General features: G+C 52.1%; 13 protein-coding genes and 1 tRNA gene. 7 read left to right on the top strand and 7 right to left on the bottom strand.

Features of this window, described 5'->3' with window-relative positions:
* Positions 1–14: 14 nt before the first annotated feature.
* The 7 genes from MRJ96_13760 to MRJ96_13730 all read left to right on the top strand — a co-directional run bounded on the left by MRJ96_13760 (position 15) and on the right by MRJ96_13730 (position 9,089).
* Positions 15–3,161, top strand: coding sequence for a CusA/CzcA family heavy metal efflux RND transporter (locus MRJ96_13760; GenBank protein ID MDR4502510.1), 3,147 nt, complete (start codon positions 15–17; stop codon positions 3,159–3,161).
* A 4-nt stretch (positions 3,162–3,165) separates the two neighbouring features.
* A complete protein-coding gene (locus MRJ96_13755; GenBank protein ID MDR4502509.1) occupies positions 3,166–4,431 on the top strand; it encodes a TolC family protein in 1,266 nt (421 codons plus the stop codon).
* Between the two features lie 83 nt (positions 4,432–4,514).
* Positions 4,515–5,834, top strand: coding sequence for a sodium:proton antiporter (locus MRJ96_13750; GenBank protein MDR4502508.1), 1,320 nt, complete (start codon positions 4,515–4,517; stop codon positions 5,832–5,834).
* A gap of 79 nt (positions 5,835–5,913) precedes the next feature.
* Entirely contained in the window at positions 5,914–6,294 is a 381-nt protein-coding gene (locus MRJ96_13745) for a cytochrome c (protein MDR4502507.1), read from the top strand.
* Positions 6,295–6,722: 428 nt separating this feature from the next.
* Positions 6,723–6,798: transfer RNA gene (locus MRJ96_13740), tRNA-Thr, on the top strand.
* Between the two features lie 116 nt (positions 6,799–6,914).
* A complete protein-coding gene (locus tag MRJ96_13735; GenBank protein ID MDR4502506.1) occupies positions 6,915–8,696 on the top strand; it encodes a M3 family oligoendopeptidase in 1,782 nt (593 codons plus the stop codon).
* A 123-nt stretch (positions 8,697–8,819) separates the two neighbouring features.
* Positions 8,820–9,089: an Lrp/AsnC ligand binding domain-containing protein gene (locus MRJ96_13730; GenBank protein MDR4502505.1), complete on the top strand. Its 270-nt coding sequence runs from the start codon at positions 8,820–8,822 to the stop codon at positions 9,087–9,089.
* A 193-nt stretch (positions 9,090–9,282) separates the two neighbouring features.
* Here MRJ96_13730 and MRJ96_13725 read toward each other — a convergent pair whose 3' ends face one another.
* From MRJ96_13725 to hemE, 7 genes are all read right to left on the bottom strand, one after another.
* Positions 9,283–9,603, bottom strand: a complete 321-nt coding sequence (locus tag MRJ96_13725) for a cytochrome c (GenBank protein ID MDR4502504.1) — start codon at positions 9,601–9,603, stop codon at positions 9,283–9,285.
* A gap of 174 nt (positions 9,604–9,777) precedes the next feature.
* Entirely contained in the window at positions 9,778–10,476 is a 699-nt protein-coding gene (gene queC / locus MRJ96_13720; GenBank protein MDR4502503.1) for a 7-cyano-7-deazaguanine synthase QueC, read from the bottom strand.
* A 94-nt stretch (positions 10,477–10,570) separates the two neighbouring features.
* Positions 10,571–10,936 carry a TraR/DksA family transcriptional regulator gene (locus MRJ96_13715; GenBank protein MDR4502502.1) on the bottom strand — a complete coding sequence of 122 codons (366 nt, stop codon included), beginning with the start codon at positions 10,934–10,936 and terminating at the stop codon, positions 10,571–10,573.
* Between the two features lie 475 nt (positions 10,937–11,411).
* Positions 11,412–11,927, bottom strand: a complete 516-nt coding sequence (locus MRJ96_13710) for an adenine phosphoribosyltransferase (GenBank protein MDR4502501.1) — start codon at positions 11,925–11,927, stop codon at positions 11,412–11,414.
* Positions 11,928–12,035: 108 nt separating this feature from the next.
* Positions 12,036–12,338, bottom strand: a complete 303-nt coding sequence (locus MRJ96_13705) for an acylphosphatase (protein ID MDR4502500.1) — start codon at positions 12,336–12,338, stop codon at positions 12,036–12,038.
* Between the two features lie 33 nt (positions 12,339–12,371).
* Positions 12,372–13,814, bottom strand: coding sequence for a protoporphyrinogen oxidase (hemG, locus tag MRJ96_13700; GenBank protein MDR4502499.1), 1,443 nt, complete (start codon positions 13,812–13,814; stop codon positions 12,372–12,374).
* A gap of 115 nt (positions 13,815–13,929) precedes the next feature.
* Positions 13,930–14,964: a uroporphyrinogen decarboxylase gene (gene hemE / locus MRJ96_13695; protein ID MDR4502498.1), complete on the bottom strand. Its 1,035-nt coding sequence runs from the start codon at positions 14,962–14,964 to the stop codon at positions 13,930–13,932.
* Between the last annotated feature and the right edge of the window lie 27 nt (positions 14,965–14,991).

Here is a 14,991-nt window from a genome sequence, read left to right as displayed (position 1 = left end):
TCAGGACGGACCGCATGGAACGGTTGCTGACGCTCTCTCTTCAATATCGCTTCTTCACTCTCGTCACACTCGTGCTGGTGACGATCTCCGGCCTATGGTCATTGCATGCCCTGACGATCGACGCCGTACCCGACCTGACACCTGTCCAAGTTCAGATTCTCACGCGGTCACCGGCCTTGGGACCGGTCGAAGTCGAACAATTCATCACCTTCCCGATTGAAACCTCCTTAAGCGGTCTTCCCGGACTGCAAGAAATTCGATCGGTTTCACGGTATGGCCTGTCGGCTGTCACGGCAATTTTTCACGAAACATTCGATCAGTATTTTGTCCGCCAGCTCGTCAGCGAACGGCTGGCTCTCGCCACCCAAGAAATTCCTCCGGTCTATGGACGTCCAATGATGGGACCACCAACCACGGGACTTGGCGAGGTCTACCAGTTCACTCTCCGTAGCGAACGACAGAGCCCGATGGCCTTACGTACGCTCCTGGAATGGGATATCGCCCGTCGTCTTCAAACCGTGCCGGGAGTCGTCGAGGTGAATATCTGGGGCGGTGAAACGAAACAATTTCAGGTGGTCGTAAACCCCGGCAAGCTACTCTCTTTCAATCTGACGCTCAAGCAAATCTTCGAAACCCTGGAACAGAATAATGCCTTAGTCGGTGGTGGATACATTGAACATGAACGAGAACATTACCTCATTAAAGGCGAAGCGATGGCCTCAAGCATCGCTGAGCTCGAACACATCGTTATTGACCACGGACCCGGAGGCGTCCCGATCTTCATCAAAGATATCGGCGAAGTCAGGGAAAACTCTTCACTCCGTATCGGCGCTGCCTCACGTATGGGCGAAGGCGAAACAGTCATCGGCATGGTCCAAATGTTGGCGGGCGCTAACGCGCAACAGGTCGTATCGCAAGTCAAAGAACGGGTGCAGGAAATCCAATCGACGCTTCCTCCTGAAGTCATCATCGAACCCTACTATGACCGCACGCTTTTCGTCGATCAAGTCATTCAAACCGTGCGGAACAATCTCATCGAGGGCGGCCTGCTCGTCATCGCGATTCTCTTCTTATTCCTCGGTGACCTTCGAGCAGGAATGATCGTCGCGACAGCAATCCCCTTGTCAATGCTGATCGCGTTCACTGGCATGTATCAAGCCGGTATCTCGGGCAACCTCATGAGTCTGGGAGCCATTGATTTTGGTCTTTTGGTTGACGGGTCCGTCGTGATGATTGACAACATCCTCCGAAAACTCGGAGCGACTGGGAAGGGTTCGAAAGATCAAAAACGGGCCGTAATTCAGGAAGCGGCCCAGGAAGTCTTACGTCCGATCGTGTATGCCGTCACCATCATTATTGTGGTGTACGTTCCGATCTTATCTCTGATTGGGCTCGAAGGAAAACTCTTCCGGCCAATGGCGATAACCGTGATTTTTGCGTTAGCCGGATCATTACTGTTTGCTGTAGCGGTCGTCCCCGTTCTGTCCTATTGGTTCGCTCAGGGAACATCCAACCACGAAGAAACTTGGCTGATCCGTCAAGCCCGTCGGATCTACCAACCCTGCCTCCGATTTTCCCTTTCCCGGCCAGCCTGGATCGTGATTCCTGCCATCGGATTGTTTCTGCTCAGCCTGCTCGCCGGATCACGGTTAGGGATCGAATTCATGCCTCAGTTAGAAGAAGGGGACATGGCTATTCAAATTTGGCGGCTTCCCAGCATTTCGCTGAGTGAATCCGTTGAGACAGCTCTAGCAGTGGAACGCGTGGTCCGGCAGTTTCCGGAAGTCACTCAGGTCGTCACACGTACAGGAAGTCCTGAAGTCGCCACCGATGTCATGGGCATCGAATTATCTGATGTCTTCGTCGTCCTCAAACCTATTGACGACTGGACAACAGCCTCCACGAAAGACGAGCTGATTACCATCATGAGAACCGCCATCCTCGATGCCGTGCCAGGCATCGGACTCGGGTTCACGCAACCGATTGAAATGCGTTTCAATGAACTGATCGGTGGAACACGATCGGATCTCGCCATAAAGATATTCGGCGAAGACATGAAAGTCCTGCGACAACAGGGTGAACGTATTGCACAAACATTAGGACAGGTTGCAGGCGCGAAAGATATTCAAGTGGAGCAAGTGACCGGAATTCCACGAATTCGAGCCATCGTTGACCGTGAACAACTCGGTCGATACGGGTTGAATGCCAAAGATGTGTTAACAGTCATAGAAGCCGCACGTGTCGGACGAACCGTCGGTACGATCTTCGAAGGGCAACGCCGGTTTGCTCTGATCGTCCGTCTTTCCGATGAGGCATCATCAAGCCCTTCCGCATTGGGCAACATCCTCATTCCAACCAACCATGGTGAACTGGTTCCGCTCTCACGGGTTGCGCACATCAAAGTCGATGAAGGGTTAGCGCAGATCAGCCGGGAGAATGTCCAGCGTCGCCTCGTCGTCGAAGCCAACATCCGCGGTCGAGACTTAGGATCGTTTGTCACGGAAGCTCAACGAGCCATCCAAGACTCTATCACGCTGCCGACTGGATACTACCTTGAATGGGGAGGCCAATATACACATCTCCAAGCGGCTACCAAGCGGCTATCGATCATTCTTCCGATTACCCTCTTGCTAATCCTCGCCATTCTCTCGGTCATCTTCGGGACTTTGCCACCCGCCCTCCTGATTTTTTTGAACGTACCGCTTGCACTATCGGGAGGTCTCCTTGCACTCTGGCTTCGTGAACTTCCCTTAAGTATTTCGGCGATGATTGGCTGTATCGCACTGTTCGGAATCGCTGTTTTAAATGGTGTTGTTCTTGTCAGTCGCATTCGAAGATTGGAGTCTCGGGGGCTCCCGACGTCTGAGGCCGTGGCGCAGGGATCGATGGATCGCCTTCGCCCGGTCCTGATGACGGCCCTGGTCGCAAGCCTCGGGTTTTTGCCCATGGCCATCGCCACGAGTATGGGCGCAGAAGTCCAACGCCCACTCGCTACGGTCGTCATTGGAGGACTGATCACCTCGACGGCCTTAACCCTGTTAGTTATTCCATCCCTCTACCGATTCATTGGACGATCGCGACAGGCCATGGTTGCTTCACATGGGATGTCAATGGCACCCTCAGAAGCCTCGATGTTTGACTCGATCGAAAAGGAGAGTTAGCGATATGCATGTAATGACCATTTTCCTCATGTTCATCGTCATGAGTGGCTTCACTCCTGCACGAACAGAAGCCAAAGACCATGCGGTTGCTCATAAGAAGAGAGCCCTTGAGCTTCAGGACATTCTCTCGATAGCCTTAGCGCACAATCCACTACTTGTTGAAAGACAGAGTCTCGTCGAACAGAAAGAGGGGCATGCCTTAGCCGCGTCAGCGTACCCGAACCCGACTCTTGACATTCAGTCCGGCCGAGGATCACTTCGCGATCCTTCGATGGGCTCGCCCATTATGGAACGCTACGTCACACTGAGCCAGCCGTTAGAGTGGCCGGGAACACGCCACGCAGAACAGCGGGCAGCCCGGGCGAGCGTTCAAAGTGCGGAAGCCGGGCTTGCACAAGCCAGGCTGAATGTCACGGCGCAAGTCAAGCAAGCCTTCTACACGTTGCTGTTCTTCAATCGCCAACATTCCCTGGCTATGCAAAACATCCAAACAGTCAAACGGCTCTACAAGGCCATTCAAAGCAAAGTGAAGTCAGGAGAGGCACCTCCCTTTGACGCGATTAAAATGAAAGTGGAAACGCTCAAACTGCAAAAAGAACGGATTCGCACAACAGGGGCCTCTCGCACGGCTCAAGCAACCCTGAATAGCCTGACAGCTGGCAAGTTGGGCACTGATTTCAGTATACGTGGAACCTTCAAATCATTGCCTGATGATTGGAACAGCTCACATTTTTCAGAGGACACTTTATCGTCTCACCCAGCGATCATCATGGGTCAAAAACGGGTAGAAGAAGCCCAGGAACGGCATCAAAAAGAACTCCAGGCCAGAGTACCCAACGTGACCCTGAACGGAAGCTATCAACGAGATATCGGACGAGAAGCCTTTGTGGGAAGCCTTTCAATTCCGCTTCCCTTGTGGCATCAGCGCCAGGGAGAGATCGCACAGGCCAAAGGGGTGATGCGACAGGAGGAAGCCACGCTGCTGGCAACACGAACGCAGCTTCGCAAAGACATGTCACAGCATCTGCAGGAGATCCACATGGCTTCGGCGCAAATCTCGACGTATGAGCATGGCCTTCTCGCGCAAGCACGCGAAGCCTTGCGAATCGCTCAAGTGAGTTTTCAGTATGGAGAAACAAGTCTGCTCGAGGTACTGGACGCACAACGGGTCATGAGAGAGACCGAATTGGAATATACCCATGCGAAATATGACCTTTCTATTGCGCTGACTAATCTGGAAAGATTGATCGGCCATGCCGGCCATGAATAAAGGGGGCATTCGCTATTAATTTCCATCATGTCACGTTTGGGTAGCGATGACAGGCACGCACATTTTGGAATTTCAAGGACGATTTGCGGTACAGTCAACCGATCGCTTGGGCGTCGCCCGCAGTCACTCCACTCAAACGATCGGCCCAGCCTTTACGCTGGAACCTTCTGGCAACCACGCCGCGAGACATGCCTGAGCTCTATCTGATCGCCATCATTCTCCTGGGAATCGTGAGCTTCGCGATTTTTTCGCGTTGGATCGAAGATTCGATCATTACCTTGCCGATGTTTTTCACGGCCTTTGGCTGGCTGCTCGTCCGCGACGAAGCCGAACATGTGCCCATGAAGATAGAGCACGAGACGATCCATGCGATCGCGGAAATCACCCTGATCCTGGTTTTGTTTTCAGATGCTTCCCGCATTCGGTTTCGAGAACTCGCCAAAAGCTATGCGATCCCAACGCGCATGTTGCTCGTGGGAATGCCGCTGACGATTCTGCTCGGGACACTGCTCGCCCACTGGGTATCTCCGGATGAGCCTTGGGTCTTTGCGTTCCTGGTGGCGGCCATTCTCACACCAACCGATGCGGCACTGGGCCAGACAGTCGTGACGAATCAATCCGTACCGTCACCCTTGCGACAGGGGATCAACGTGGAAAGCGGGCTCAACGATGGCCTGGCTCTTCCGTTCGTCATTATCGCGGGTCTGTTAGCGACTCAACAATTTGGCATCGAGGTGGAGGACGTACCGGATAATCTGTTCTTGTTCTCGTTGATGCAAGTGACGCTTGGGCCACTGGCAGGTATCGTGAGCGGGTATGTCTTCGCCAGAATCATGGATGTGGTCATCGAAGCCAGGCTGATCACCACCACGTTTCAAGGATTGTATTTCCTCAGCGTCGCCTTCCTGACGTTTACGCTGGCAGAACTGATCAACGGGAATGGATTCATCGCGGCGTTCGTCGGCGGACTGATGTTCGGAAATACCTTGAAAAATTCAAGCACGTTCATCACCGAATTCATGGAAAGCGAAGGGCAACTCCTCACGATTTTCACGTTCATCATCTTCGGCGCCGTCATCGTGCCGATCGGTCTTGCCCATGCAAACTGGAAGACTCTTGTTTTGGCAATCGGATTCTTGTCAGTGGTCCGAATACTGCCCGTCTTTCTGTCCCTGAGCGGAGTGAAGCTGACTGCGTATGAAAAACTCTTCCTCGGCTGGTTCGGTCCGCGAGGATTGGCTTCAATCTTGTTCGCACTGCTAGTTGTCAAACGTTTTTTTGTCCCAGGAATGGAAGAACTCCTCGCATGTGTCGTCCTGACGGTGACTCTAAGTATCGTGCTCCATGGTGTGACAGCAAAACCGATGTCCGCGAGGTTTCGTCACAGCCAGAGCTCCGAGTAGACTCTCGCGCTGAGAAGTGGACATGCAAGGTGCCGAGACACTCACTGGAAAACCTATTAGTAGTAAAGGAGAAAGCCGGATGAATTTTTCACAACGTATGTGTCTTCTAGTTGTCATTCTCATGGTATCGGGATTCCTGAGCCCGGCCAGTGCGAAGGCACAAGAAGCCGGAAAATCAGGCGAACACTCTGGAGATCCGACAGCAGGCGCGGCAATCTTTCAGGAAAAATGTACAGGGTGTCATGGTGAACAAGGAAAAGGTGATGGCCCTGACGGCATGTATCTTGATCCTTCGCCAGCTGACTTAACCAGTGAGGACGTACGAACCGATCCGGACTCGGAACTCGTGACAATTATTCGCGAAGGGAAAGCCGGGTCAGGAATGCCCCCGTGGGAAAAGGTTCTCACCATGCAACAGATTCACGATGTGCTGGCGTATATTCGAACATTGAGCCGCTGAGAAATGTAAGAAGAGTAAGCCATCTCACCCATCTTCTCTCAATCCCCCCAGGGCGGGGTCCATTCCAGATCTGGGTCAAACTTGATGCGCAAGGTGCCGAAGACGCTCACTGGCGCGCCGAAGAAGTTGTGTGCGCTCCTAGCACCTTTATCCTTGCTTCCAAATCACTGAATGGGGCTATTGAAAACCGTCGTCAACGGCATTCTCGCGCAGGCCCAATAAGGTTGGGGAAAAGCCGATCGTGTGCTAATCTATCCTCATCACCCGTGGCCACTTTCGAACGATACGTTCCCGGAAGACTCCATGCGGCAACTGTCCGCTTGACGAGGAAGCTTACAATCCTGGTATAAAGACACCGACTCGCGATACCTCCACGTCGTGGACATTTGATGGACGCTTTTGTACGCGCAACCTATAAACGCCTGTGAGCTGGCGTAGCTCAGTCGGTAGAGCAGCGGTTTTGTAAACCGCCGGTCGGAGGTTCGATTCCTCTCGCCAGCTCCATTATTCATACGTATAGTCATTGTCCGTCCATCATCGAACACACCTTCCGGTTTCTCTTCCTTTCAATTTGTGTGACGAACCGTAAACCCTTAGCTCTATATCGAGGAGACGAACGTATGGCGAAAGCTGCTTCTAAATCCCAAACAGGTCCCCACTGGAAATTATCCGACCTGTTGGCCAACCCGGAACACGATTTCAAGACACTGTCGAAAAAACTGGAACAACTCGTCAGTCAATTGGAACGGTTACGACCCAACTTGACGAAACGAGGCTCAGCAACACTTTTTGATCAAGCCTTTCAGCTCAAAGAATCGATCACCGTGATTTCGGCCAAGCTGCACGCCTTTGCGTTTCTCTGGTTTGCCGAAAATACACAAGGACAGGCGGCACGCGCATTTGAAAGCACCGTTCGTGAACGACTTACCACCTTCGAAAACCGGATTCTTTTTTTAGACCTCTGGTGGCAATCCCTCGACCCGCAACAGACCAACCCTCTCCTTCGACGATCAGGTAGTCTTCGATATTATCTTGAAACCCTCACACGACTGAAACCACATACGCTCAGCGAAGCAGAGGAACAGGTTATCAGCGTGAAGAACAGTACTGGGCGGCGAGCGGTCGAGATGCTGTATGGGGTCTTGACGTCTGGACTGAAATTTTCCCTCACGATTGACGGCAAACACCATTCACTCACACGGGAAGAATTGACGACTCACGTCCGGCATCCATCGGCGAGGCGTCGTCAAGCGGCCTATCAAGAGCTCTTTCGCGTCTATTCGGCGCAACGTGACGTCATCGGAGAAATGTATAAATCCCTCGTTATGGACTGGAAGAATGAAGGCATGGGCCTCCGGCATTATCATGCTCCGATCAGCGTTCGGAATGTGGCCAACGACATACCGGACCAAGCGGTGACCGCGCTGCTGTCCGCATGTCGTAAGCATGCGAAACTCTTCCAACATTACTTTGTTCTCAAGGCGCGATTACTCAAGCGGCCAAAGTTTACACGCTATGACCTGTACGCTCCTCTTCAAGCAACCACTACGACCTATTCGTTCCCTCAAGCCTGGAAGATGGTGGAAGACTCCTACCGGCAGTTTTCTCCACGCCTCGCTCAGTTGGCGAAACGGGTCATTCAAGAACGGCATCTTGACGCGCAACCACGACAGGGCAAGATGGGCGGAGCGTTCTGTTATAGCGTCACGCCCCAGCAGACCCCGTACGTCCTCATGAGTTTTAACGGTCAAGCGCGCGATGTCTCCACGTTGGCTCATGAACTCGGCCATGCCGTCCATGGCATGTTGGCCCATGAACATTCTGTCTTGACGTTTCATTCATCGTTGCCGCTCGCTGAAACAGCTTCCATCTTTGGAGAACAACTCTTGTCTGAGAATTTTTTGAACCAGGAACGAAAAGTTCAAGCCCGACGTGCCCTGCTGGTGACACAATTGGACGACCTGTACGCGACGATCTTACGACAAGCCTATTTCGTGGAATTTGAGCGCCAGGCTCATGCGATGGTCAGTGAGGGAGCCACGATTGACGCCTTGGCCAGCACCTATCTTCAGCTTCTCCGTGAACAATTCGGACGGAACATCACAATTCCTGAAGCCTTTCAATGGGAATGGTTGGGCATTCCACACATCTTCGCGAGCCCGTTTTATTGTTACGCCTACAGCTTTGGAAATTTGTTGGTCCTGGCCCTCTATCAGCGGTATAAAAATGAAGGCCAATCCTTTGTTCCCAAATATCTCAACCTGCTCTCGGCCGGCGGCTCCGCCAGCCCTGAATCGCTCCTCACTCCGCTGAACGTGAATATCCGTTCTGAAAAATTCTGGCAGGAGGGATTTCACCGAATTGCTGACCTGGTGGAGACATTAGACCGCATCATGCCATAGACGCCTTGTCTCGTTTTGGAGGCGAAAAGGCATCTTGTCTTAAGGAGTGGCCTGAGTTACCGTGTGAGAATCTGTTTTACCTGCTCGCAAGAGATCGATTTACCATATGTTGAAAGGTCACGGATGACTATGCAAATCCATCGCGCCTATGTTCTGATCAATGTGCTGCCTGGTCTGATAGACGAGGTGATCGATCGCCTCAGCGAAATTGACGAAATCAAGACCATTGACTCTTGCTGGGGTAAGCCCGACATCATTGCCTTGACCGAAACATCTGACCAAGAAGCCTTAACCCAGCTGGTGTTGACTCGCATTCACGCGATTGATGGCGTGGCCCAAACTGATACCCACTTGGTCTATCAGATCTTCCGAAACCGTCTGACTCACGCATAGGATTCCCTCGCGTCACGATCTTTCCCACCCTGCACAGTGCGCGAGCCTTGAATCGACTTCGCCCCTCCTGCCTTCCTGTATCTGTAAAATTTAGGGCATTCCGGTCCAACGTCACATGAGATTCAGCACCGACTACTCACGGGATACGATACACTTGCCGAGGGGATTGAGGGAAAAGATGAGTTAGGAAGGATCAAAAAATCCCAGCCTGTTGTTGGAGCCAACGGATATACTGAATGATCAAGCTCACATCTTCCGGGGTAACGGCATCTATCTTGGGCATATCGCCAAACTTCCAATGATGAGCTCGAACGCCTTGTGCGGCAGCCCGTTGAAAGGCAAAATCGGCATGGTGACTGGGTTCATAGATCTTGTGCACCAGCGGGGGGCCCTGCTTGGTTCCACTGCCCTGCGCTCCATGGCATCGTGCACAATGAGTGTCAAAGAGCGTTTCGCCCGGGACAAATTGTGTAGGGACCGCCACCTGATGTTCCGTCACAGGAGAAGAAGACATGGTCGCCTCATGATCTTCATGACTAACTTCCGTCGCAGGTTCTGAACAACCGAAGAATAACGCAAGGCAACCAGACAAGACACACAACCCTATCGCGTTTCTCTGACAACCTCGCATGCTCGACCACGACATTATATGTTAGAACCTCTCCGGCATGATGTCCGCACTGACTTGCTAGTCGAATACGCTCGTGTTCATCCCAGGATCATCAACACCTGCCGCTCGAAATCCCTCTTGACGAAATACACAACTCTCGCACGCGCCGCAGGCGCGTCCATCAACCGATGGCGCATAACAACTATGCGTCAATGCAAAGGGCACATTGAGCGCCAGGCCTTTCTTGATAATTTCAGCTTTTGTCATGCGAATCAATGGAGACAGGATTTCAATGGATTGTCCTTCAACCCCCAATTTGGTGCCAAGCTGGACCATCGTCGTAAATGCCGATACGAATTCTTGACGGCAATCAGGATACCCTGAATAATCCAAGGTATTGGCCCCAAAGTAGATGCGGGTAGCTTCGAGCACCTCGGCATAAGCAACGGCAAGACTCAAGAAAATCATGTTCCGGGCTGGAACATAGGTCACCGGAATTTCTCTTGGATCGCCTGTACGGGAGTGAGGTCGGGGCACTTCGATGTCATCAGTTAAAGCCGATCCGCCAAATGTTCGAAGGTCGAGTGTGATGATTTTATGCTCTTTGGCTTCAAGCCAGGCTGCAATTTGTTTTGCCCGATCGATTTCAATGCCATGCCGTTGACCATAAGCGATCGTCAGCAGATAGAGATTGAACCCTTGAGACTTTGCGATTGCAGCCGTGACGGTTGAATCCAGCCCACCACTCGCTAGAATAATGGCTTTGCCTTCTGCCATCGTATCAATGTTACGTTTGAACGGTTACCCACCACCCCTGCATAGCTGGTCCGATATTCAAGTAAAAGACGACCGTTCACATCCCCAGCAAACATCACGAACGATGTTCCGCTCGTTCAATTTTCTCTATCAGTTCACGGTTCGTTTGACAGCCTACGCATAATCGCGCAAAGGGTAAGGCTTGAAGCCGCTTCTCACTAATCTCCTCTCCGCACTCAGCACAGATACCATAGGTGTCTTCTTCTAAGCTGACCAAGGCATCATCAATTTGTTGCCGTTCCTTGTTTCGCATTTCTTGGAGTGAGATTCCCATTTCACGATCTAAATCCACAAGGGCTTGATCGCCGCTATCCATCGCTGATTCTAAGCGTCGTTGTTGTTCATCCGTCAGAGATTGTCCCAATTGCTGTTTGATGGCTTGGGAAATAGCGTCACGTTTGGCAAGAAGTATCTTTTTCAACGTAGCTTTTCGATCCTTAGGGGTACTAGACTTTTTCTCTGTTGACTCGTTCTTCATTGGTTCCCTTTTGGTTGTTCGAGACGTCCCTGTACTTTTCTTTATCGAAGAACTCGATGATCGAGCAGTTATTTTCGGGGCAGGACTTGCAGTCGGCCTCTTCTGTGTTGTCTTAGCAGCCAAGCTGGGTTTCTTCGTTGACTCCCGTGTTTTTTCAGAATCTTTTTTAGTGACTGATACGCGCTTGCTGGTCGTATTGCCCTGTTGAGGCATCCTGGCCTTTTTCACCGCTCGGCTTGTCTTGCCCTTTCCCGAGGATGCAGGACCCTTTTTTTTCTGAACTTTTTGAACCATACATCGGTGCCCTTTCTGGCTGAGCCATCAAAGAGTGATGACTGATGGCACGCCGTTTCATGCACATAGACAGAGACAAGGATGTGATCTTAGCAAAATTACACATTCTGGCAAATAGGACACATTAAGTATAGGTAATCAGGGAATGCACCGATGCATCCTTCAGTTTCTCACGCCCGGATAAAAAAAGAAGTTCCACGAGAAAGACAACCTCGATGATGGCCCCACCTAATTGACGGATTAAATTGACGGTCGCGCTCGCTGTCCCGCCTGTGGCTAGCAGATCGTCGACTACCAAGACTCGCTCTCCAGGTTCGATGGCATCCCGATGAATCGCTAAAGAATTCGATCCATACTCCAAATTATACTTCACTTCATACACATCTGCGGGCAATTTTCCTGGTTTTCGTACGGGAACAAATCCGGCATCTAACCGGTAGGCCAGAGGACTTCCAAGGATAAAACCACGAGATTCAATCCCGACCACTTTTGAGATGTTGGCCGCTTGATACTTTTCGGTGAGTGTCTCAATAATATGCCCGAACGCTTTCGCATCTTTCAGGAGTGTCGTGATATCGTAAAATAAAATGCCGGGCTTCGGAAAATCTGGCACTTCACGAATCATTGATTTGTAATCCATACAATACCTCTAGGGGTTCAAGATCATAGCGATTCTATGCACCGTCCCCTCTTTTTAGACATTTTATGTCGGGGACAATTCCATCCAGGAATGAAACCTTGCAAGACGTTATCGTCGAATCTCAAACGGCGTGACATCGTGCATCACGGCAACCCAGTTCACGTCAACCCGTTCCACATGAGCAAGAGAAGGTCCATCGTGTAAAAAAGGGAGAAACACATTCACGACATCCGGCCCGCCTTCCACTTCCAATTCCACTTGACCGGACGGGAGGTTTTTCACCCAACCATGAAGGTTCAATCGCTGGGCATGATGTCGGACATACGCTCGAAATGCCACGCCCTGGACGGTTCCATGCACGACTACATGCGCACGCACGACGTCCGGGGCCTGCGAAAACTCGTCACTCATGTCCCCTCTTCATGATCATATTCGAGAAATTCCTTATTCGTAAGACTCCACCAAGGCCGTACCCAGACGTGTTCCCTCTCTAATGCAGTCAGGGATGCCAAGCCCGTCAAAAGCCGCCCCCGTCAGATGAAGGCCTGGAAGATCTTTCATCAAAACACGAATATCTTGCAACCGTGCCAGATGACCGCAGACATACTGAGGCATGGCCCGGTCCCAGCGATGAACTTCCGTCAGTAACGGTTCCGCCGAAAGACCGACGATCGCCTGTAATTGCTCGCGGATATACCTGATGAGTGCAGTATCGTCTTCTTGAAGAATATGTTCTCTTCCCTTTCCCCCGACATAACAACGAACGAGTGCCTGTCCGGTTCTGGTCCGGTCGGACCATTTGAGCGACGTCCAGGTCGCGGCAATCATCGCGTGCCTTTCCACACGTGGAATCACGAACCCGAATCCTTTGATCTTACCCTCGACGTCAGACTCACGAAATGCGAGAGAGATCGTGGCCGTCGAACAATAGGGGATCTGCTGCAAGAGACCGGCAACCGTCGGCTGGATCGGCTCAAGGAGCTTGGCCGACACGTAGGCCGGAGTGGCCAACACGACATCATCCACCGTGATGTTATCGGCGTTGTCTAACCGAAGCGTATACCCGGAGTGCGATGAAGAACCACCCTGGCGCATATCAACCACCTGACGTCCGGATAGAAGCCGCGTTCCCCCATCCGTCAGGCGTTTCACCAGCGACTCAATTAAATCGCCCAAACCGCCTCGCAGTGTCGTGAACATCGTTCGCCGAGGTTGTGTCCCCGGTGATGGCGGTCGTCCACGTGCCTGCTGAACCCGCATGCCTTTAATCAAACTCCCATATTGTTGCTCCAGCTCTAAAAATCGAGGAAATGTGGCGCGCAAACTTAACTCATCGGCATTGCCGGCATATATCCCAGCGACAAGGGGCTCGATAAAGTAATCAAACGCCTCGGCTCCGAGCCTTCGCCGAAAAAAGGAAGCTAAGGATTCATCATCGTCAGGATCGGTGCGCCGGGGAACAAACCATTCCCATCCCATGCGAAGCATACCAATGGGCGAAATCAAGCCACCGGAACATAATGCACGCAGCCGAGTTGGAACAAAGGCGACTAGCCCCTGAGGAAGCTCTCTGAGCCGCCCTTTGGCATAACAAAAGGTTTGACTATTTCCCGCGTTCGTGTTGATCAATTGCCCTGAAAGCCCCAGGTCCTCGCAGAGTTCCAGGGCCCAGGGCTTTGAAGTCAAGAATGAATCAGGACCGCCTTCGATCAGAAAACCATCCAAGTGATTGGTGACGATTTTCCCTCCAAATCGCGGCTGACTCTCAATCAGCGTGCAGGTGATGGGCTTGTTCTGCTGTTGAGAGGCTTTTTGAAGGGCAAAGGCTGTCGCAAGACCTGAAATACCGCCACCGATGATGGCGACGTGAGGCGAAGACCTTACCATAAATGCCGGAATCTATTCTTCATTGAGGAATGACATCCATCCGGGCCACTTGCACCGCACCCGCAACCATGCCGCAAGCAGAACGATGGATTATGCGGTGGAACCGAACCTGAAGTTATTGTACCTCCCGCGCGCTCAGTCGATGGACAAAGTCTATCGCGGCCTCGACAGACTCAACAGGGATATGAGGAAGAATACCATGCCCGAGATTGAAGATGTGTCCGTTTCGCCCGTTGGCTTGCTGCAGGATTCGCCGAACTCGTCGCTCAATTTCCTCCACTGGAGCTCCCAGCACGAGTGGGTCGAGATTTCCTTGAACCGCGAGATCGTACCCAACCGTGGCCCACGCCTCATCCAATCGGACACGCCAGTCGAGACCCATGACATCGCAACCGGTTTTGCGCATCAGTGGGAGCAACGTCGCCGTTCCCGTCCCAAAGTAGATCTTAGGAATCCCTTCAGTCGCCAGAGCATCGAAAATCCTCTTCGTATGTGGCAGCACATACTCTTCATAATCATCAGGACTCAGACACCCCACCCAACTATCAAACAATTGAATGGCCTGGGCTCCGGCGTGAATCTGCACGCGCAAATATTCAATGACGCCATCGACTAACTTCGTGAGCAGCGCATGCCATAAGTCAGGACGGGCAAACATCATCTCTTTTGTTCGACGATAATCCCGTGAACTCCCCCCCTCTATGGCGTAACTCGCCAACGTGAAGGGCGCCCCGGCAAACCCGATCAAGGGCACACGACCGGCCAATGCCTGGCGGGCCTGGCGGATCGCTTCACCCGCGTACCCAAAAGTCTCTCCGTCGACTCGACGCAAAAGGGCAATGTCGTCCTCAGAACGGACGGGGTTATGAAAAACCGGTCCTTTGTTCTCCAGGAATTCGAGTTGTAACCCCATGCCCTCAAGAGGTAACAGGATGTCGGCGAAAATAATGGCCGCATCCAATGGAAATCGCTCAATCGGCTGGAGTGTCACTTCGGTCGCTAATTCAGGAGTTTTACACACCTCGAGGATGGAATAGCGCTTACGAATCGCTTGATATTCCTTCATGTAGCGACCGGCTTGCCGCATAAACCAGACGGGCGTCCGGTCGACAGACTCCCGACGGCAAGCACGAAGAAATCGATCATTCATGTCAGGCATTCTACGAGCGACTCCTGA

This window comes from Nitrospirales bacterium, assembly GCA_031315865.1.
Lineage (GTDB): Bacteria > Nitrospirota > Nitrospiria > Nitrospirales > UBA8639 > JAGQKC01.
This window is presented reverse-complemented; position numbering and strand designations above follow the sequence as displayed.